The organism is Burkholderia sp. Bp8991 (assembly GCF_003853795.1).
GTDB lineage: Bacteria > Pseudomonadota > Gammaproteobacteria > Burkholderiales > Burkholderiaceae > Burkholderia.
On record NZ_QTQJ01000006.1, the window covers coordinates 252,447 to 271,155 of the forward strand.

Sequence of the window (18,709 nt, forward strand, 5' to 3'; positions counted from 1 at the left end):
CGTACCGATAGAAATCCATGGAGGAGACAACCATGCAGGTTTGGCATCAGATCTACACCCCGCTCGGCAGCCTCGGGCTGTCGGCGTTCGTCGCCGCGATCCCGATCATCTTCTTTTTCGTCGCGCTCGCCGCACTGCGGATGAAGGGGCACGTCGCCGCCGCGATCACGCTGCTGCTGGCGCTCGGCGTCGCGATCCTCGCGTATGGCATGCCCGTGCCGCAGGCGCTCGCCGCAGCCGGCTTCGGCTTCGCGTACGGCCTGTGGCCGATCGCGTGGATCATCGTCGCGGCGGTGTTCCTGTACAAGATCGTCGTGAAGACCGGCCAGTTCGAGATCATCCGCGCGTCGGTGCTGTCGATCACGGACGACCAGCGGCTGCAGATGCTGCTGATCGGCTTCTCGTTCGGCGCGTTCCTCGAAGGCGCCGCCGGCTTCGGCGCGCCCGTCGCGATCACGGCCGCGCTGCTCGTCGGCCTCGGCTTCAAGCCGCTGCACGCGGCAGGATTGTGTCTGATTGCAAACACCGCGCCGGTCGCGTTCGGCGCGATGGGCATCCCGATCATCGTCGCCGGACAGGTGACCGGCATCGACGCGTTCCACATCGGCGCGATGGCCGGCCGCCAGCTGCCGCTGCTGTCGCTCGCGGTGCCGTTCTGGCTCGTGTTCATGATGGACGGGCTGCGCGGCGTGCGGCAGACCTGGCCGGCCGCGCTCGTCGCCGGCGGCAGCTTCGCGATCACGCAGTACTTCACGTCGAACCATATCGGGCCCGAGCTGCCGGACATCACGTCGTCGCTCGTCAGCCTCGTCTCGCTCGCCGCGTTCCTGAAGGTCTGGCAACCGGGCAGCGCGAAGCAGACGGCCGGCGGCCTCGTCGCGTCGGGCGGCGGCGCGGCGCTCGCGGGGTTCGGTGCGGGCGGCAACGGTGCGGGCGCGAGCCGCCAGGCGTCGCCGTACTCGCTCGCGCAGACCGTGCGCGCGTGGTCGCCGTTCCTGATCCTGACGGCCGTCGTCACCGTGTGGAGCATCGCGCCGTTCAAGGCGCTGTTCGCCGCGCACGGCGTGCTCGCGTCGACCGTCCTCAAGTTCCACGTGGCCGGGCTCGACCAGCTCGTCGTGAAGACCGCGCCGATCGCCGCGATGCCGAAGGCGCTCGACGCGGTGCTGAAGCTCGATCTCGTGTCGGCGGTGGGCAGCGCGATCCTCGTGACCGCGCTGATCTCGATGGCGCTGCTGCGGATGAAACCGCGCGACGCGCTCGTCACGTTCGGCGAAACGCTGAAGGAGCTCACGCGCCCGATCCTGTCGATCGGCCTCGTGCTCGCGTTCGCGTTCGTCGCGAACTACTCGGGCATGTCGTCGACGCTCGCGCTGATGCTCGCCGCGACCGGCGCCGCGTTTCCGTTCTTCTCGCCGTTCCTCGGCTGGCTCGGCGTGTTCCTGACCGGCTCGGATACGTCGTCGAACGCGCTGTTCTGCTCGCTGCAGCAAGCGACCGCGCACCAGCTCGGCGTGCCCGAGACGCTCGCGGTCGCCGCGAACACGACGGGCGGCGTGACCGCGAAGATGATCTCGCCGCAGTCGATCGCGGTGGCATGCGCGGCAACGGGGCTGGTCGGCAAGGAATCGGAGCTGTTCCGCTTCACCGTGCGCCACAGCCTGCTGTTCGCGGTGATCGTCGGCCTGATCACGCTCGTGCAGGCGTACGTGCTGCCGGGGATGGTGCCGTAAGCACGCGGCGCGGCCGCTTTCCGGCCGCTTTCCGCTTCCCCGGAAAACAAAAACCCCACGCCCGCAAGAGCGTGGGGTTTCGTTCATCCCGGGCGCCGGACGAGGCCGGCGCCATCCGGCGGCGCTCAGCTGCCCTTCGCGATGCGATCCTGGATGTGCTGCGCACGGCTCGTCGACGACGGGTGCGAGCTCATCATCGAGCTCTTGCCGCCATCGAGCTGCGCGAGCTTCTGGAACGCGGTGACGAGGCCCTTCTGGTTCATGTTCTTCTGCTTCATCAGGTCGAACGAGTAGTCGTCGGCCGCGCTTTCCTGCGTCTGCGAGAACTGCGCGTTGATGAACTTCTCGGTGATGTCGCCGAGCTGCGAGCTCGTCAGGGCCGCGACGCCCGGCGATGCCGCGCCGGCCGCCGTGCGTGCCGCGCTGACCGCGTAGGCAGTCTGCATCGCTTTCTTCGAGTGACCCAGCGCGACGTGGCCCATTTCATGGCCGATCACGCCGCGCAGCTCGTCGTCGTTCATCATGTCCATCAGGCCGCTGTACACGCGCACGCAGCCGTTGCCCATCGCCCACGCGTTGACGTCCTTGGTCATGTAGACCTTGTAGTTGATCTTCTGGCCGTTCAGCGTCATGTCGCCGAAGCCCTTCATCACCTTCGTCAGGCGCTTCGCGTACGCGCTGTTCGGCGCGGCGATCTTCGATTCGGCGTCGCTCGCCTTGCACGAGTCGTTCGACAGTGCCGCGATGTCGCTGTCCGACAGCGTCGCCGCCTTGAACAGGTTGGTCCCCGCCGACGTCAGGCTGTTCGCGTCGAGACTCTGCACGCCACCGCATGCGCTCAACAGGAAAACCATGCCGCACGCGGCCGCCGCTTTCTTGATATGCATCCCGGATCCCTCGGTAGTTGTATTTGGGAGCGGCGATTTTGCATAATCCGGCAGAAAATTACCAGATGTTTACATCGAATGACAGCTTGATTACTGACAAATACGGAATGAACGGCGCGATTGCTCAGCCGATTGATGACAATCGGACTGTCAATCGCCGCGGCCGGACGACCGGCCGAACGCGGAACGCGACCGGCGCGTCAGCCGCCGCGCGACCAGCATCGGCAGCCGCACCAGGAAACCGGCGAACAGCCGCAGGTGCATCCACGCGAGCAACGCGTTGTCGCGGCCGTAGTGGAAATGCGACACGCCGCCCTCGTGCGCGCCGAAGTAACGCACCGGCGCTTCGATGCGGATCGGCCGCACGCCGGCCCAGCACAGCCGCACGGCGGCTTCCGGATCGAAGTCGAAGCCGCGCATCCACGGCTGGCGATGCATGATCGCGGCGAGCGGCGCGACCGGGTACACGCGAAAGCCGTACAGCGAATCGCCGATCCCGGCCCACAGAGTCTCGAGGTCGGCCCATCCGTTCGACAGCCGCCGGCCCTGCACGCGCAGCTGCGGCGCGCTCGCGTCGAACTTCGGCAGGCCCAGCACCATCGCATCCGGCGCCCCCTGCGACGCGGCCATGAATTCGGGAATCAGGTCGGCCGGATGCTGGCCGTCGGAATCCATCGTCAGCACGTGCGTGAAGCCGCTCGCGGCCGCCGCGTCGAGCCCGGCCAGCACCGCGGCGCCCTTGCCGCGGTTCGCCGGCAGCACGATCACGCGCAGCCCGGGGTCGCGCTCGGCCATCGCCTGCAGGCGCTCGGCGCTGCCGTCGGTGCTGCCGTCGACGACGACCCACACCGGATTCCACTGCGCGCGGGCGTTGCGCACGGTCGTGTCGACCTTGACGCCCGGGTTGTAGCTCGGAATCAGTACGAGATGGGTGGACGAGGCCTGCAGCGTGGACATGGGAACGGCCGATTGCGAAGACGAGGATCCTGACAAAAGTTTATGACCTGCAGGCGACTGCCGACAGGCTTCGTCGACGCCGCCCGCGTGCGGCGACGGTTCGCGCAGCGACAGGCCCGCGCGCTTCACGACAGGTGCTCCAGCGGATGGCCGGCGCTCGCCTCGATCTCGACCAGCAGATCGTCGCGGCACACGTCCGCGTGGACGAACAGCGGCCGCACGCCGGGGCCGGCCGCATCGCGCAACGTGCGTTCGATCGCGGCGAGCGCCGCGGCATCGCCGGCGTCGCGCACGTAGACGCGGTAGCTCAGGTCGGCAAGCGTGAACGGGCCGTGCCCCTGCCGCGCGGCCTGCTCGAGCACGGCGGCCAGGTTCGCGAGCGTCTCGCGCGTTTGCGCGACGACGTCGCCGTGATGCACGGTGCGATGCCCGACGATGCTGGCGGTGCCCGACACGAACAGCAGCGGCGCGGCAGCGTCGCCCGGCCATGCGGCCGCGCGCGCGAACGTCGGCGCACGCGGGCCGTACTCCGCCGGGTAGTGATACGCGCTGACCTGGCGCGGGTTCTCGACCGCATCGGCCGGCGCACGGCTCGCGATGAAATGGATCGCGAGCGGCGCGGCCGGCGGCGTGTCACCCGCGACCGGCACGACGGAACCGAGCGCGCAGGCGGCCGGCACGCCGCCCGTCAGCGCGCGGCGGCACGCGTCGAACGCGCGCTGCCTGCCGATATTGAACTGACGATAGCGTTCGATCCCGAACTGCTGCGCGTTGATCGCAGGCACGGTGTTCCAGATCCGCAGCGGATGCGGGATGCCGAGCGTATCGAGTACGTCGAACAGCGCGCGGTACGCGTCGTACGTCGTGCGCTCGAGCGGCGTGCCGCCGTCGCGATCCGCATCGGCCGATTCCTGAGCTTCATGCGCTGCCTGCGCTTCCTGCACGACGATGCTGCCGAACACGAGCCCCGCCGTTGCGCTGTAGCGGTACTGCAGCGCGCCGCGTCGCTCGCTGCGCAGGTCGCGCGCGTCGCACTGCCAGATTTCGCAGACCGCACCGGCGCGTGCATGGCTGCCGGCATCGAGCAGCGCCATCTGCACCGGTGCGAGCGGGAGGTCGGGCGCGGCGGCGAGCACGCGCGCCATCGCATCGGCCGGCGAGCCGGCCGCACCGATGCAGACCGCACCCAGCGCACCGGGAAACACGCGGTCGAATGCGTCGCCCCGCTGCTGCGCATCGTGCAGCAGCGCAGCCAGCCTTGCCTGATCGATCTGGACGAGCCGCAACGCACGATTGCCGCCGTTCGCGGTGGACGTGGCCGCCACGGGTCCGTGTGCGACCGCGCGCGTGGTGGACGACGGGGAACACGCTCGCCGTTCGGCGTCGACTGGATGCACTGACACTTCGATTTCCTCACTATGCGGCGCGGGCTCGCGGCATCGTGGCCACGCGCCGCGTTGCGCGCCGTTGCTTCGCGTCAAGCCGACGCGGCGCGCGTCGTCATGCGAGGCCGCCGTTGACGGACAGCACTTGCCCCGTCACATAGGCGGCCGCATCGGATACCAGATACGCGACCATCGCCGCGACTTCGTCGGGCCGGCCGGCGCGCTGCGCGGGCACGAGCTGCTTGATCCGTTCGGCGGGAAACGCATGTTCCGCCATCGGCGACTCGATGATGCCGGGCGCGACCGCGTTCACGGTAATGCCGCGCGACGCGAGTTCCAGCGACAGCGACTTCGTCGCGCCGATCAGCCCCGCCTTCGCGGCCGCGTAGTTGACCTGTCCGCGGTTGCCGGTCACGCCGGCGACCGACGCGATGTTGACGATCCGACCGCGCCGCGTGCGGATCATCGGCAGCAGGAGCGGCTGCGTCACGTTGAAAAAACCGTTGAGCGTCACGTCGATCACGCTGTGCCATTGCTGGCGCGACATGCCGGCCATCGGCGCGTCGTCGTGAATGCCCGCGTTGTTGACGAGGATCTGCACCGGCGCGTCGTCGACGAACGGTGCGAGCGCGGCGAGCGTCGCATCCGCGTCGGTCACGTCGAATGCGATCGCATGCGCGATGCCGCCGGCCGCGACGATCTGCTGCGCGACGGCTTGCGCCTGCGCGAGATTCCGGTTCGCGTGTACCCAGACTTCGTGGCCGGCCTGCGCGAGCGTCGTGCAGATCGCCTGCCCGAGTGCGCCGCTGCCGCCCGTTACGAGCGCCCGCATCGAATTGCTCCGTTCATCGCGTTCCTCCTCGATCGACGCGGCGGCGGTGCATCCAGCCACCGCCGCCGCGTGCCGTCATCCCCTGCGTGCCGCGTCGCGCCCGCGCGCGCCGCCGTCACTTCGTGCGATGCGCGGCGACGTACGCGGCAAGCGCGCCGAGCGTCGCGAAGATCTTCTGGTTGTCCGGATTGTCCGAGCGCAGCTCGAAGCCGTACTTCTTCGAGATCAGCAGCGCGATTTCCAGGATGTCGATGGAGTCGAGCCCGAAGCCCTCGCCGTACAGCGGGGTCCCGGCCGTCACCGTTTCGAGCGGGACGTCTTCGAGATTCAGTTCGCCGATGATCAGCGTGGCGAGCTCTTGTTCCAGTGCGTTCATCATGCTTGCGGGCAGGCGGCCCATGGCAGCGGGAGGCGCCCGGAAAACGGCAACCGTCGTGCACGCCCGGCGCGGTGCGAGGCGCGCGAATCTCCGTCCCTCCGGCGTCTGCCGGCTTCCCCGCCTGCGTTATTGGGGATCGTTTGTAAAAGTTACGCGGATTCTAGACGATGGGTATCGGCACGTATACGGGGAATGGTTACAGACTGAAGGGCCCCCGCCGCGGCCGGTTTCGGGACCCGATCGCAGCAGACGCTTGAGCCGCTTCGGATGGAAATGGATCGTCGCCGCAAAAGCTTCAGTGCGCTGCCATACATTCGGTTACAAAACCCGGCTGCACCTGCCTCGAACCGCCGCGCCGCGGCCCTAAAATGTGCGTGCACGACAGCCGGCCCGGACTAGCGTCCCGGCCGCCATTCATATGATGTTTGCCGGCCCGACGCACGCGTCCGGCCCCGATCCGCCCGATGTTTCCAGCAACCATGCCGCGCCCGACCGCTCCCCTCGCTCCGGTTTGTCCGTCCGTTTGCCGCCGTGCCGCGGCAGCCGGCGGCAACGCGCACCCGCGCCGCGCGCCCGGAGCGCCGCGATGAGCACGCCGCTCGGCATCGCACGCGGCGCCGGCGCGGTCGCCGCGGTGGCGGCGTACCAGATCGGCGCGCACTACGCGGCCGCGACGCCCGGCGCGCACGGCTTCGGCCTCGCGATGGCGCTCGTGCCGCCACTGCTGCTCGCGCTCGGCGCGGCACTGCGCTCGCCGCGGCGCGCCTGGCTCGTGCCGGCGTGGCTGCTGGCCGCCGTCGCGCTGTGGGCCGTGCGCATCCCGCTCGCGCGCCATTTCGAATGGGGCCTGTATCTGGAGCACGCGAGCTTCAACCTCGCGATGGCGCTGCTGTTCGGCCGCACCCTCGCGGCCGGCCAGGTGCCGCTGTGCACGCGCTTCGCGACGCTGATCCACGGCACGATCACGCCGGCCGTCGCGCGCTACACGCGGCACATCACGCTCGCATGGACGCTGTTCTTCGTCGCGATCGCCGCCGTGTCGACGCTGCTGTTCGCGACCGCGCCGATCGTCGCGTGGTCGACATTCGCGAATTACCTGTCGCTGCCGCTCGTCGCCGTGATGTTCGCCGCCGAGCATGCGTGCCGGCGCTTCGCGCTGCCGCACGACGCGCGGCCGCGGATGGTCGACGCGGTGCGCGCGTACCGCGCGTCGACGCAGCCGTCACGATGAATTCATGGCCGTCGCGGCGCCGCATCGCGGCCGCGCCGGTGACCGCCTTTCGCTTTGACCGATTTATGCCGACTCACCCGCTGGTATTCCATTCCTCGCCGGACCAGACGATCGCCTGGCGCGACGGCACGCCCGTCACCGTCCGCACGTTCGTCGCCGATGTCGCGCGCGTGGCCGCCGCACTGCCCGCCGGCCGCCACGTGTTCAACGTGTGCCGCGACCGCTACCGCTTCGCGGTCAGCCTGTGCGCGGCGCTCGTCACCGGCAGGATCAGCCTGCTGCCGTCGACGCACACGCCCGAGATGGTGCGCCAGCTCGCGTCGTTCGCACCCGACGCGTTCTGCCTGCACGACGCGCCGGACTGCACGATCGACCTGCCGCGCTTCGCGTATCCGGACGCCGCACCCGGCGAACTCCCCGACGACGCACCGTGCGTGGTGCCGCAGATCGACGCGTCGCGGATCATGGCGTACGTGTTCACGTCCGGCTCGACCGGCGCGCCGGTGCCGCACCGCAAGACCTGGGGCTTCCTGGTCGGCTGCGTGCGCGCGGCGGCCGAGCGCCTCGGCCTGCTCGACGGCCGCGCGGCCACGCTGATCGGCACCGTGCCCGCGCAGCACATGTACGGCTTCGAATCGACGGTGCTGCTCGCGCTGATCGGCGGCCTCGCGTTCAGCAACCGTCAGCCGTTCTACCCGGTCGACATTCGCGACGAACTCGCCGCGATCCCGCAGCCGCGCGTGCTCGTCACGTCGCCGATCCACCTGCGCGCGCTGCTGTCGGCCGGCCATGCGCTGCCGCCGGCCGCGCTCGTGCTGTCGGCCACCGCGCCGCTGTCGGAAAAACTCGCGTACGAAGCCGAGGCCGCGCTCGAGGCGCCGCTCGTCGAAATCTACGGCAGCACCGAAACCGGCCAGATCGCGACGCGCCGCACGTCGCAGGGCGCCGCGTGGCAACCGTTCCCGGACATCCGGCTCGACGCGCGCGCGGCGCACGACGCGTCGGACCACGATGCCGCGGGCGACGACAGCGGCCCGACCGTGTGGGTGTCGGGCGGACACGTCGAAACCCCGGTGCCGATGGGCGATGCGCTCGAGCTGCTCGGCGACGGCCGGTTCCTGCTGCACGGCCGCAAGGCGGACCTCGTCAACATCGCCGGCAAGCGCACGTCGCTCGCCTACCTGAACCATCAGCTGAACGCGATTGCCGACGTCGTCGACGGCGTGTTCTTCATGCCGGACGACATCGCGCCGGCCGACGCCGATGCGACCCGCGAACCGGTCACGCGCCTCGTCGCGCTCGTGGTCGCGCCGACGCTCGCCGCGGCCGACCTGCAGCGCGCGCTGCGCGAACGGATCGATCCGGCGTTCATGCCGCGCCCGCTCGTGTTCGTCGACGCATTGCCGCGCAACGAAACGGGCAAGCTGCCGCGCGACGTGGTCGCCGCGCTCGTCGCACGGCACACGCGCGCCGCCGGGGCCGACGTGCGCGAGCGCGCCGCGACGGCCGCGCCCGATGCGCCGCTCGCGTTCACGATTCCCGCCGATCATCCGGCGCTGCCCGGTCATTTCCCCGGTCGTCCGATCGTGCCGGGCGTCGTGCTGCTCGATCACGCGATCGCCGCACTCGGCGCATCGCTGAATCGCCCGCTCGATACGTGGCGGCTGGCTTCCGCGAAATTCCTGAGCCCGGTCGCGCCCGGCGAGGCGCTCGATCTCGCGTTCGATGCAGCGGCCGGCGGCGCGATCCGCTTCACGCTGCGCGCGGGTGCGCGCGACGTCGCGACCGGCGTGCTGTCCGCGCCGCCGGCCGCGCAGGACGGCGCGCAGCGATGAAGCGCACCGCATGGGCCGAGCGCCAGGAACGCAGCAACGCCGGGTTGCTGCGCGTGATGACCTGGATCTCGCTGCGTTTCGGCCGTCGGCCATCGCGCATCGTGCTGCATGCCGTCGCGACTTATTTCGTGCTGTTCTCGCCGGTCGCGTGCGCCGCGTCGCGCGACTACCTGCGCCGCGTGCTCGGCCGTCCCGCGCGCTGGCGCGACGTGTACCGGCACGTGTTCACGTTCGCGGCGACGATCCACGACCGCATCTACCTGATGAACGGCCGCTTCGACCTGTTCGACATCCGGCTGCACGGCGAAACACGGGTCGACGCCGCGCTCGCCGGCGGGCGCGGCGCATTCCTGATGGGCGCGCACCTCGGCAGCTTCGAAGTCGTGCGCGCGATCGGCCGCACGCGCCCGGACCTGCGCGTCGTCGTCACGATGTTCGAAGAGAACGCGCGCAAGATCAATGCGACGCTCGCCGCCGTCAACCCGGCCGCGAAGCCGGAAGTGATTCCGCTCGGGCAGGTCGACTCGATGCTGAAGGTGCGCGAACGCCTCGACGCGAACTGCATGGTCGGGATGCTCGCCGACCGCACGCTGCTCGACGACGCGACCGCGTCGCTGCGGTGGCTGCCGCTGCTCGGCGCGCCGGCGGCATTCCCGCTCGGGCCGCTGTACATGGCCGCGATGCTGCGGCGTCCGGTGCTGTTCATGACGGGCCTCTATCGCGACGGCAATCGCTACGATGTGCACTTCGAGACGCTCGCCGATTTTTCCGACGTGCGCCGCGACACGCGCGCGGCGGCCGTCGACGCGGCGCTCGCGCGCTACGTCATGCTGCTCGACCAGTACTGTCGCGCGGCGCCGTACAACTGGTTCAACTATTTCGATTTCTGGCAGACCGGCACGGCCGCCGCGCGCCGCGACGCGGCGCACGCGTGCGCCGGCCTGTCCGCCACGAGGGATTCCGACGCATGACCGCCGTTCGCCGCTTTCCGCCGATGTTGCTACCGATGCTCCCGCTGCCGCACCCGCGCGCGCTGCGCCGCGCCGCACGCAGGTTCGCCGTCACGGCCGCCGTCGCGCTCGCCCTGCCCGCGCACGCGGCCGACACCGGTTCGGCATGGACCCTCGACCGGCTGATGTCGACACTCGCGCAGCACAAGTCGGGGCGCGCGACGTTCACCGAGACGAAGACGCTGTCGATCACCACGCAGCCGCTCGAATCGTCGGGCGAGCTCGTGTTCGTCGCACCCGACCATCTCGAGAAGCACACGCTGAACCCGAAGCCCGAACATCTCGTGGTCGACGGCGACATGCTCACCGTCGAGCGCAACAACCGCAAGTACACGCTCGCGCTCGCGCGCTATCCGGAGCTCGGCGCGTTCATCGACAGCATCCGCGCGACGCTCGCCGGCAACCGCTATGCGCTCGAGCAGGTCTACAAGGTCGCGCTCGCCGGTCGCGGCGACGACTGGACGCTGACGCTCACGCCGCTCGACTCGCGGATGCTGAAGGTCGTCAGCACGATCACGCTCGAAGGCTCGCGCGACGTGTTGCGCAGCGTCGCGATCCGGCAGGCCGACGGCGACCGTTCGACGATGCGCCTGCAACCCGTCCCGGCGAACTGATGGACGATCGCACCCGGCCGCCCGCCCTCGTCACGCACCGCCTGCCCGCGTGGCGGCAACGCGCGGTGCTCGTGTGGCTGCTCGCGCTCGTCGCATGCGGGATCGCGATCGCCCGCGCGAACTTCACGGCCGACCTGTCCGCGTTCCTGCCGCGCGCACCGAGCGCGGGGCAGCGCGTGCTCGTCGATCAACTGCGCGACGGCATCGTGTCGCGGCTGATCCTCGTCGCGATCGACGGCGGCGATGCGGCCACGCGTGCCGCGCTGTCGCGGCGCGTCGCCGGCACGCTGCGCGCCGACCGGCAATTCTCCTCGATCAACAACGGCGAAGCCGTCGACGACACACACGACCGGCAGTTCGTGTTCGACCATCGCTACCTGCTGAGCCCGGCCGTCGCGCCGCAGCGCTTCAGCGCGGACGGCCTGCACCAGGCGCTCGGCGACAGCCTCGACCTGTTGAGTTCGTCGGCGGGGCTCGTCGCGAAGGCACTGCTGCCGCGCGACCCGACCGGCGAAGTGACGGCGCTCGTCGACCAGCTCGACAGCGGCGCGCAGCCCGCCAGCCGCGACGGCGTATGGGCGTCGCGCGACGGCACGCGCGCGGTGCTCGTCGTGCAGACGGCCGCGCCCGGCTCCGACACCGATGCGCAGGCACGCGCGATCGACGCGGTGCGCCGCGCGTTCTCCGCCGCGACGCAGGCGCTGCCGAACCCGGCCGCGTACACGCTCGCGATGACCGGCCCAGGCGTGTTCTCGGTCGACACGCGCGACACGATCCGGCACGACGTCGAGCGGCTGTCGACGGCGAGCGTCGTGCTGATCGTCGCGCTGCTGCTGACGCTGTACCGCTCGCCGCGCACGCTCGCGCTGGGGCTGCTGCCGGTGCTGACGGGCATCGCCGCCGGCATCGCGGCGGTCGGCATCGCGTTCGGCACGGTCCACGGGCTGACGCTCGGCTTCGGCACGACGCTGATCGGCGAAGCCGTCGACTATTCGATCTACCTGTTCGTGCAATCGGCGCAGGCCGGCTCGCGCGGCACCGCACGGCCCGCCGACGCGACGCGGGCATGGATCGCCGCTTATTGGCCGACGATCCGGCTCGGCGTGCTGACGTCCGTGTGCGGCTTCGCGTCGATGCTGTTCTCCGGTTTTCCGGGCCTCGTGCAGCTCGGGCTCTACTCGATCGCCGGGCTGACGGCCGCCGCGCTCGTCACGCGCTTCGTGCTGCCGCACCTGCGCGGCGAGCACGTCGCGATTCGCGACGTGTCGCGCGTCGGCGCGGTGCTCGCGCGCGCGGCCGCTGCCGCGCCGCGGCTGCGCTGGCCGCTCGCCGCGCTCGTGCTCGCCGCGTGCGCGACGCTCATGCTGCATCGCGACGGCCTGTGGAGCCGCGAGCTTGCGGCACTGAGCCCCGTGCCCGCTGGCGCGCAGGCACTCGACGCACGCCTGCGCGCCGATCTCGGCGCGCCGGACGTGCGCTATCTCGTCGTGATTTCCGCGCCGACCGAACAGGCCGCGCTCGAACGCGCGGAACGGGTCGCCGCGCAATTGCAGCCGCTCGTCGAGCGCGGCGCGCTCGCGGGCTTCGAAAGTCCCGCGCGCTACCTGCCGAGCGACGCCGCGCAGCGCGCGCGCCAGGCGAGCCTGCCGGACGCCGACACGCTTGCCGCACGCATGCGCGCGGCCGTCGCGAACCAGCCGATCCCGGTCAGGCCCGAGCTGTTCGCTCCGTTCATCGCCGATGTCGAGGCCGCACGCCACGCGCCGCTGCTCACGCGCGCGGACCTGCGCGGCACGTCGATGGCGCTCGCCGTCGACGCGCTGCTGACCGAGCGCGCGGGCCGCTGGCGCGCGATGCTGCCGCTGCGCGCGCCGGACGTCGCACGCACCGGTCCGGCCGCTCCGGCGCTCGATGCCGCGCCGATTCGCGCGGCCGTCGCGCGCGCCGGCGTGCCCGACGCGCTGTTCGTCGACATGAAGGCCGAGGCCGACCGCCTGTACGTGAACTACGTGCACGAGGACATCCGGCTGTCGCTCGCGGGTTTCGCGGCGATCGCCGTGCTGCTGCTGATCGCGCTGCGCTCGCCGCGCCGCGTCGTACGCGCGCTCGCGCCGCTGGTCGCGGCCGTGCTGGTGGTGACGGCCGGCTTCGCGCTCGCCGGCGTGCCGCTGACGATCCTGCACCTCGTCGGGATGCTGCTGATCGTCGCGGTCGGCTCGAACTATGCGCTGTTCTTCTGCAAGCGCGACGACGCGCAACCGGTCACGCCGCACACGCTCGTGTCGCTGCTGATCGCGAACCTCGCGACGGTCGCCGGCTTCGGCCTGCTCGCGCTGTCGCGGGTGCCGCTGCTCGAAACCTTCGGGCTGACCGTCGGCCCCGGTGCGATGCTCGCGCTCGCGTTCGCCGCGATTCTCGCGCCGCGCGCGGCGGCGGTGGCCGCTGGCAGCCCTCATCGTGAGCCGACAGGAGGTCGCGCATGAACGCGCCGTCGTCCGTTCCGCCTCGCCAGCCCGGCGATGCGCGCCGCTGGAAACCGACGCCGCTGATCGCGGGCACGGCCGCGCTGCACGCGGGCGCGCTCGCGGCCGTCGTCGCGCAACCGGCCGCATGGCCGTGGGCCGCCGGTGGCGTGGTCGCGTCGCATCTCGCACTGACCGCCGCCGGCCTGTGGCCGCGCAGCGCGCTGCTCGGGCCGAACTGGACGCGCCTGCCGGCCGGCGCCGGCCGCCGGATCGCGCTGACGATCGACGACGGCCCGGACCCCGACGTCACGCCGCGCGTGCTCGACCTGCTCGATCGCCACGACGCGCGCGCGACGTTCTTCTGCATCGGCGATCTCGCGCGCCGCCATCCGCAGTGGATCGAAGCGATCGTCGCGCGCGGCCACGCGGTCGAGAACCACAGCCAGCGGCACCGGCATACGTTCTCGCTGTCGGGGCCCGCCGCGCTGCGCCGTGAAATCGCGGCCGCGCAGCAGACGCTGACCGAGATCGCCGGCACGCGCCCGCGCTTCTTCCGCGCGCCGGCCGGCCTGCGCAATCCGTTTCTCGAGCCGGTGCTGTGCGAGTTCGGCCTGCAGCTCGCCAGCTGGACGCGCCGTGGCTTCGACACCCGCGCGCGCGATGCGGATACCGTCACGCACCGCCTGCTGAACGGCCTGGCTGCGCGCGACATCCTGCTCGTGCACGACGGCCACGCGGCGCGCGACGCGCGTGGCGAACCAGTGGTGCTCGACGTGCTGCCCGCGCTGCTGCACGCGGCCGCCGATGCGCAGTTGCACTGGACCACGCTGCGCGCCGCGCTCGCGCCCGAACCGTCCGATCCGCCCGCCGGGCCGGGCATCCCAGCCGCCCCGTTTGATAAAATCTGACCACGCCCGGCGCGCCCGCCAGCCCCGCTGCGGCGCCCGTTCCGGCCACCGGATACGACCCTCGTGAAACCTCTCCTGCTCTCGCACTTCACCGCCACCAGCTGCATCGGCCGCGGCCTCGACGCGACCGTCGACGCGCTGCGCCACGCACGCGGCGGGCTCACGCCGTGCGACTTCGAACGCGCCGATCTCGACACCTGGATCGGCGCCGTGGACGGCGTCGATGCGCAGCCCGTGCGCGCGGATCTCGCCGACTTCGACTGCCGCAACAACCGCCTCGCGCAACTCTGCCTCGTCCAGGACGGCTTCGACGCGCGCGTCGCGGCGGCCGTGGCGCGCCACGGCGCCGCGCGCGTCGGCGTGTTCGTCGGCACGAGCACGTCCGGCATCCTCGAGACCGAGCGCGCGTACGAGCAGCGCGATCCGGCCAGCGGAGCCCTGCCCGCCGGATTCCGCTACACGCACACGCACAACCCGTATTCGCCGGCTGCGTTCGTGCGCGCGTATTTCGCGCTGCGCGGGCCGGCGATGGCGATCTCGTCGGCGTGCTCGTCCGGCGCGAAGGTGTTCGGCTCCGCGCGCCGGATGATCGAAGCGGGGCTGATCGATGCGGCCGTCGTCGGCGGCGTCGATTCGCTGTGCCTGACGACGCTGTACGGCTTCAATTCGCTCGAACTGCTGTCGCGCCGGCCGTGCCGCCCGTTCGACGTCGCGCGCGACGGCATCTCGATCGGCGAAGCGGCTGCGTTCGCGCTGCTCGAACGCGTGCCCGACGCGCCCGCCACGCTCGACGGCGACGCGATCCTGCTGCTCGGCATCGGCGAATCGAGCGATGCGCATCACATGTCGTCGCCGCATCCGGAAGGGCTCGGCGCGCGCATCGCGATCGAACAGGCGCTCGCGTCGGCCGGCCTCGCTGCAAGCGACATCGACTACGTGAACCTGCACGGCACCGCGACGCCCAGCAACGATGCCGCCGAAAGCCGCGCGGTGGGCGCGCTGCTCGCGCGCACGCCGTGCAGTTCGACGAAGGGCGCGACCGGTCACACGCTCGGGGCGGCCGGCGCCCTCGAAGCGGTCGTCGCCGCGCTGGCGCTGCGCGAACAGTTCGTGCCGGCCGGCGTCAACACGACGCAACCCGACCCGGCGCTGGCCGCCGACTACGTGCTCGCGAGCCGCGATGCGCGCGTGCGTGCGGTCCTGTCGAATTCGTTCGGCTTCGGCGGCACGAACTGCAGCCTGATCCTCGGCCGCGCCGGGCATGCGAGCCGCCGGGAGCCGACATGACCGTCACCGCCTTCATCGAAAGTGTCGGCCTCGTCGGGCCGGGACTGAACGACTGGCCGCACGCGGCCGACGTGCTCGCGGGCCGCGCGGCCTATGCGAGCGCGCGCACCGTGCTGCCGCCGCCTGCCGGCCTGCCGCCGGCGGAACGCCGCCGCACCGGCCCCGTCGTGCGCGTCGCGCTCGCGGTCGGCCTCGAAGCGGCAGCCGCGAGCGGGCGCGATGCGGCCACGCTCGCGACCGTGTTCAGCGCGTCCGGCGGCGACGGCCAGAACTGCCACGCGATCTGCGAGACCCTCGCCGGCGACGATCGCCACCTGTCGCCCACGCGCTTTCACAACTCGGTGCACAACGCGCCGGCCGGCTACTGGAGCATCGCGACCCGCGCGATGGCGACGTCAAACGTGCTGTGCGCGCACGACGGCAGCTTCGCCGCGGGCCTGCTCGAAAGCGTGTGCCAGGTCATGGTCGATCGCGTGCCGAGCCTGCTGATCGCCTACGACACCGACTATCCGGAGCCGCTGCACGCGGTGCGGCCGATCGTCGACGCATTCGGCGTCGCGCTCGTGCTCGCGCCCGACGCGAGCGAACGCACGCTCGCACGCATCGACGTGCGGCTCACCGACGCGCCGGCGACGACGCTCGCGAACCCCGAACTCGACGCGCTGCGCACCGGCAATCCGGCCGCGCGCGCGCTGCCGCTGCTCGACGCGCTCGCGGCGCGGCGCGCGGCGAGCGTCGTGCTCGACTATCTGGAAGATACGCGCGTGCAGGTCGATATCGCACTGCCGAATGCCGCGGCGAGGCACGCGCGATGACGACGCCCGTTTCGACGCCGATGCCTGCGCCGGCGCCGGCCACGCTCGATCGCGCATGGATCGCCACGCACATTCCGCACGACGGCGCGATGTGCTTGCTCGATCGGGTCGAAGCGTGGGACGCCGCGCGCATCCGCTGCAGCGCGACGAGCCACCGCGACCCGCACAACCCGCTGCGCTCGCGCGGCCGGCTCGCGTCGGTCTGCGGGATCGAATATGCGGCACAGGCGATGGCCGTGCACGGCGCGCTGCTCGGTGCGCAGCAGGCGCAGGCGGAACCCGCGCGGCCGCGCGCCGGCTATCTCGCGAGCGTGCGCAACGTCGACGCGTTCGTCGACCGGCTCGACACGTTCGAGCTGCCGCTGATCGTCGACGCCGAACGCATCGGCGGCGACGACCGCTCCGTGCTGTACGGCTTCACGCTGCGCTGCGGAGAGCGCGTGTTGCTCGGCGGCCGCGCCGCGGTGATGCTCGATGCATCGGCAACCGGCGTGCGCGTTGCGCCGCCCGCGGGCCGCGCGGACCCTAGATGAACCAGCCCCAAGGAAACCAGGCCGTGAAAGCACGTCAGTTCATTTGCACCGCGTTCGTTCTCGCGCTGATCAGCCCGATCGCGCACGCGGACATGTCGGAAGTGAAGCAGGACATCAAGCGCGATTCGAAGGAAGCGGCGCACAAGACCGGCGAGGCCGCGCGCAGTTTCGGCCACGCGACCGCGAGCGCCGCGAAGACGGTCGGCCACGGCATCGCGCACGCGTCGCGCGAAGGCTGGGATGCCACCAAGCGCACGACGAAGCGGATCTTCCACAAGAACGATTCAGGCGAAGGCGCGCGAAAGAGCGATTGAGTGCGAACGTCCCGCGCACCGCAGACGGATGCGCGGGACGCGGCACGACGCGTGAACGCGGCGGTGCCGCACCGCCGCCGTCAGCGCGCGCCGCCGCGCGTGCGACGCGCCGGCCCGCGCGCGAAGCACTTGCCGTACGCGACCAGCCAGCAATCGCGATGATCGAAGTTGCGCAGCAGCCGCGCGCGGCGCCGCTCGAGCCAGTGAAGCGCGATCGCCATCGTCAGCGCGACGGCCAGTGCCGAGCCGCCGATCGCGAGTCCCATCCAGGTGTCACCCATGCCTCCTCCGGAATGCGAGGCCGGTGCGGCGTGCGTGCCGCGACGCGGTAGCCGGCGCGCGGGCGCACCCGGCCCGCCGCATGCGCGGCGAACCTGCGTCCGTGTTCCGTCACCGCGCGCGGGCGCGCCGCCCCGGCGCTGGATACAGCGGGAGCACGGCCCGGACGCGCGCGCGAACGCCGCCCGGGCCGCCGCGCGTCAATGCATGTGCTGGCCGCCGTTGATCGCGATGTTGGAGCCCGTCACGAAACCGGCCTCTTCCGAGCACAGATAGGCGACCAGCGCCGCGACTTCCTCGGGTTTCCCGAGCCGTCCCGCCGGAATCTGCGGAAGGATCTTGGTATCGAGGATGTCCTGCGGGATCGCCGTCACCATCTTCGTCGCGAGGTAGCCCGGCGACACCGTATTCACCGTCACGCCCTTGCGCGCGGTCTCGAGCGCGAGCGATTTCGTGAAACCGTGCATGCCGGCCTTCGCGGCCGCGTAGTTGGTCTGGCCGACCGAGCCCTTCGAGCCGTTGACCGACGCGATGTTGACGATGCGTCCCCAGCCGCGCTCGACCATGCCGTCGCAGACCGGCTTCGTCATGTTGAACACGGAATCGAGGTTGGTGCGGATCACCGCATCCCAGTTGACCTTGTCGAGCTTGCGCAGCGTCATGTCGCGCGTGATGCCCGCGTTGTTCACCAGGATGTCGACCGGGCCGACGTCCCGGACGATTTTCTCGACGCATTGCTGGCACGAATCGTAATCGGCCACGTCCACCGGATACGCGTGGAATTCGCGACCGGCCGCGTGCATCTCGGTCAGCCAGCGATCGGCGCCGGTGTTGTTCGGCGAATACGTGACGACGACCTGGCAGCCCGCATCGTTCAACCGGATGCTGATCGCTTCGCCGAGACCGCCCATCCCACCCGTCACAACTGCAATTCGCTTAGTCATCCTATGAGTTACCGACAAGAAAAGTAGTCAAAGGTGCGGGGCGACGGCATGGCACATGCTGCCGCCCCGCCGCTGCGATGCGCTGGCGCCCGCAGGGCGGACGTGGCGCGCACCGGAACATCACGCTTGTTGTTGGCAGCTTGTTGTGCGCGAAGTTTGCTGCATGTGTGTGCGGCGCTGGCCGGCGCCGCATGCGTGCACTATCGTCAGACTCTGCTCAACCGCGCTCGACCGCGAGCGCGACGCCCATCCCGCCGCCGATGCACAGCGACGCCAGCCCGCGCTTCGCATCGCGCTTGGC

At 71.0% G+C, this 18,709-nt stretch carries 19 protein-coding genes; 12 read left to right on the forward strand and 7 right to left on the reverse strand.

The window, feature by feature from the left end; all coding sequences use genetic code 11:
• Positions 1-32 precede the first annotated feature (32 nt).
• Positions 33-1,733, forward strand: a complete 1,701-nt coding sequence (locus tag DIE02_RS09695) for a lactate permease LctP family transporter (RefSeq protein WP_124488586.1) — start codon at positions 33-35, stop codon at positions 1,731-1,733.
• A 125-nt stretch (positions 1,734-1,858) separates the two neighbouring features.
• On the opposite strand, the gene DIE02_RS09700 is transcribed toward DIE02_RS09695, so the two are convergent.
• The 5 genes from DIE02_RS09700 to DIE02_RS09720 all read right to left on the reverse strand — a co-directional run bounded on the left by DIE02_RS09700 (position 1,859) and on the right by DIE02_RS09720 (position 6,194).
• Entirely contained in the window at positions 1,859-2,620 is a 762-nt protein-coding gene (locus tag DIE02_RS09700; protein WP_044848588.1) for a M48 family metalloprotease, read from the reverse strand.
• 150 nt (positions 2,621-2,770) lie between these two features.
• Positions 2,771-3,577, reverse strand: coding sequence for a glycosyltransferase family 2 protein (locus DIE02_RS09705; protein ID WP_124488585.1), 807 nt, complete (start codon positions 3,575-3,577; stop codon positions 2,771-2,773).
• A 125-nt stretch (positions 3,578-3,702) separates the two neighbouring features.
• A complete protein-coding gene (locus tag DIE02_RS09710; RefSeq protein WP_124488584.1) occupies positions 3,703-4,980 on the reverse strand; it encodes an endoribonuclease L-PSP in 1,278 nt (425 codons plus the stop codon).
• Positions 4,981-5,077: 97 nt separating this feature from the next.
• Positions 5,078-5,794 (reverse strand): 3-oxoacyl-ACP reductase FabG, encoded by a 717-nt coding sequence (gene fabG / locus DIE02_RS09715; RefSeq protein ID WP_124488583.1) that lies wholly within the window; start codon positions 5,792-5,794, stop codon positions 5,078-5,080.
• A gap of 115 nt (positions 5,795-5,909) precedes the next feature.
• On the reverse strand, positions 5,910-6,194 hold the full coding sequence (locus tag DIE02_RS09720) for a phosphopantetheine-binding protein (RefSeq protein WP_014896047.1): 285 nt from the start codon (positions 6,192-6,194) through the stop codon (positions 5,910-5,912).
• A 565-nt stretch (positions 6,195-6,759) separates the two neighbouring features.
• Between DIE02_RS09720 and DIE02_RS09725 the strand changes: the two genes are divergently transcribed.
• The 10 genes from DIE02_RS09725 (at position 6,760) to DIE02_RS09770 (ending at position 17,185) form a co-directional block, all read left to right on the forward strand.
• Positions 6,760-7,404, forward strand: a complete 645-nt coding sequence (locus DIE02_RS09725; RefSeq protein WP_124488582.1) for a hypothetical protein — start codon at positions 6,760-6,762, stop codon at positions 7,402-7,404.
• Positions 7,405-7,469: 65 nt separating this feature from the next.
• Complete coding sequence (locus DIE02_RS09730) at positions 7,470-9,239, forward strand: AMP-binding protein (RefSeq protein WP_124488581.1); 1,770 nt, start codon at positions 7,470-7,472, stop codon at positions 9,237-9,239.
• A complete protein-coding gene (locus DIE02_RS09735; protein ID WP_124488580.1) occupies positions 9,236-10,210 on the forward strand; it encodes an acyl-CoA synthetase in 975 nt (324 codons plus the stop codon). The genes DIE02_RS09730 and DIE02_RS09735 overlap by 4 nt, the downstream gene beginning before the upstream one ends.
• A complete protein-coding gene (locus tag DIE02_RS09740; protein ID WP_124488579.1) occupies positions 10,207-10,863 on the forward strand; it encodes an outer membrane lipoprotein carrier protein LolA in 657 nt (218 codons plus the stop codon). Before DIE02_RS09735 ends, DIE02_RS09740 begins: the two co-directional genes overlap by 4 nt.
• Positions 10,863-13,346 (forward strand): MMPL family transporter, encoded by a 2,484-nt coding sequence (locus DIE02_RS09745; RefSeq protein ID WP_124488578.1) that lies wholly within the window; start codon positions 10,863-10,865, stop codon positions 13,344-13,346. Before DIE02_RS09740 ends, DIE02_RS09745 begins: the two co-directional genes overlap by 1 nt.
• Positions 13,343-14,236 carry a polysaccharide deacetylase family protein gene (locus DIE02_RS09750; RefSeq protein ID WP_124488577.1) on the forward strand — a complete coding sequence of 298 codons (894 nt, stop codon included), beginning with the start codon at positions 13,343-13,345 and terminating at the stop codon, positions 14,234-14,236. Before DIE02_RS09745 ends, DIE02_RS09750 begins: the two co-directional genes overlap by 4 nt.
• Positions 14,237-14,299: 63 nt before the next feature.
• Positions 14,300-15,523 (forward strand): beta-ketoacyl-[acyl-carrier-protein] synthase family protein, encoded by a 1,224-nt coding sequence (locus tag DIE02_RS09755; RefSeq protein WP_124488576.1) that lies wholly within the window; start codon positions 14,300-14,302, stop codon positions 15,521-15,523.
• On the forward strand, positions 15,520-16,338 hold the full coding sequence (locus tag DIE02_RS09760; protein WP_124488575.1) for a beta-ketoacyl synthase chain length factor: 819 nt from the start codon (positions 15,520-15,522) through the stop codon (positions 16,336-16,338). Before DIE02_RS09755 ends, DIE02_RS09760 begins: the two co-directional genes overlap by 4 nt.
• On the forward strand, positions 16,335-16,871 hold the full coding sequence (locus tag DIE02_RS09765; RefSeq protein WP_124488574.1) for a hotdog family protein: 537 nt from the start codon (positions 16,335-16,337) through the stop codon (positions 16,869-16,871). The genes DIE02_RS09760 and DIE02_RS09765 overlap by 4 nt, the downstream gene beginning before the upstream one ends.
• Entirely contained in the window at positions 16,868-17,185 is a 318-nt protein-coding gene (locus DIE02_RS09770; protein WP_124488573.1) for a hypothetical protein, read from the forward strand. Before DIE02_RS09765 ends, DIE02_RS09770 begins: the two co-directional genes overlap by 4 nt.
• Before the next feature lie 80 nt (positions 17,186-17,265).
• Here the strand turns inward: DIE02_RS09770 and DIE02_RS09775 are convergent, their stop codons facing one another.
• Both DIE02_RS09775 and phbB read right to left on the reverse strand, forming a co-directional pair.
• A complete protein-coding gene (locus tag DIE02_RS09775; protein WP_044847444.1) occupies positions 17,266-17,466 on the reverse strand; it encodes a hypothetical protein in 201 nt (66 codons plus the stop codon).
• Positions 17,467-17,664: 198 nt separating this feature from the next.
• Positions 17,665-18,408 (reverse strand): acetoacetyl-CoA reductase, encoded by a 744-nt coding sequence (phbB, locus tag DIE02_RS09780; protein ID WP_124488572.1) that lies wholly within the window; start codon positions 18,406-18,408, stop codon positions 17,665-17,667.
• A gap of 55 nt (positions 18,409-18,463) precedes the next feature.
• Between phbB and DIE02_RS35945 the strand changes: the two genes are divergently transcribed.
• On the forward strand, positions 18,464-18,709 hold a 246-nt coding region (locus DIE02_RS35945; RefSeq protein ID WP_260426898.1), incomplete at its 3' end, for a hypothetical protein.

Excerpts from the sequence above, each read along its gene's own strand:
- DIE02_RS09775 (WP_044847444.1), bottom strand. The coding sequence starts at position 17,466 with ATGGGTGACACCTGGATGGGACTCGCGATCGGCGGCTCGGCACTGGCC.
- DIE02_RS09735 (WP_124488580.1), top strand. The coding sequence starts at position 9,236 with ATGAAGCGCACCGCATGGGCCGAGCGCCAGGAACGCAGCAACGCCGGG.
- DIE02_RS09705 (WP_124488585.1), bottom strand. The coding sequence starts at position 3,577 with ATGTCCACGCTGCAGGCCTCGTCCACCCATCTCGTACTGATTCCGAGC.
- DIE02_RS09740 (WP_124488579.1), top strand. The coding sequence starts at position 10,207 with ATGACCGCCGTTCGCCGCTTTCCGCCGATGTTGCTACCGATGCTCCCG.
- DIE02_RS09700 (WP_044848588.1), bottom strand. The coding sequence starts at position 2,620 with ATGCATATCAAGAAAGCGGCGGCCGCGTGCGGCATGGTTTTCCTGTTG.
- DIE02_RS09725 (WP_124488582.1), top strand. The coding sequence starts at position 6,760 with ATGAGCACGCCGCTCGGCATCGCACGCGGCGCCGGCGCGGTCGCCGCG.
- DIE02_RS09760 (WP_124488575.1), top strand. The coding sequence starts at position 15,520 with ATGACCGTCACCGCCTTCATCGAAAGTGTCGGCCTCGTCGGGCCGGGA.
- fabG (WP_124488583.1), bottom strand. The coding sequence starts at position 5,794 with ATGCGGGCGCTCGTAACGGGCGGCAGCGGCGCACTCGGGCAGGCGATC.
- phbB (WP_124488572.1), bottom strand. The coding sequence starts at position 18,408 with ATGACTAAGCGAATTGCAGTTGTGACGGGTGGGATGGGCGGTCTCGGC.
- DIE02_RS09695 (WP_124488586.1), top strand. The coding sequence starts at position 33 with ATGCAGGTTTGGCATCAGATCTACACCCCGCTCGGCAGCCTCGGGCTG.
- DIE02_RS09770 (WP_124488573.1), top strand. The coding sequence starts at position 16,868 with ATGAACCAGCCCCAAGGAAACCAGGCCGTGAAAGCACGTCAGTTCATT.
- DIE02_RS09765 (WP_124488574.1), top strand. The coding sequence starts at position 16,335 with ATGACGACGCCCGTTTCGACGCCGATGCCTGCGCCGGCGCCGGCCACG.
- DIE02_RS09720 (WP_014896047.1), bottom strand. The coding sequence starts at position 6,194 with ATGGGCCGCCTGCCCGCAAGCATGATGAACGCACTGGAACAAGAGCTC.
- DIE02_RS09730 (WP_124488581.1), top strand. The coding sequence starts at position 7,470 with ATGCCGACTCACCCGCTGGTATTCCATTCCTCGCCGGACCAGACGATC.
- DIE02_RS09745 (WP_124488578.1), top strand. The coding sequence starts at position 10,863 with ATGGACGATCGCACCCGGCCGCCCGCCCTCGTCACGCACCGCCTGCCC.
- DIE02_RS09750 (WP_124488577.1), top strand. The coding sequence starts at position 13,343 with ATGAACGCGCCGTCGTCCGTTCCGCCTCGCCAGCCCGGCGATGCGCGC.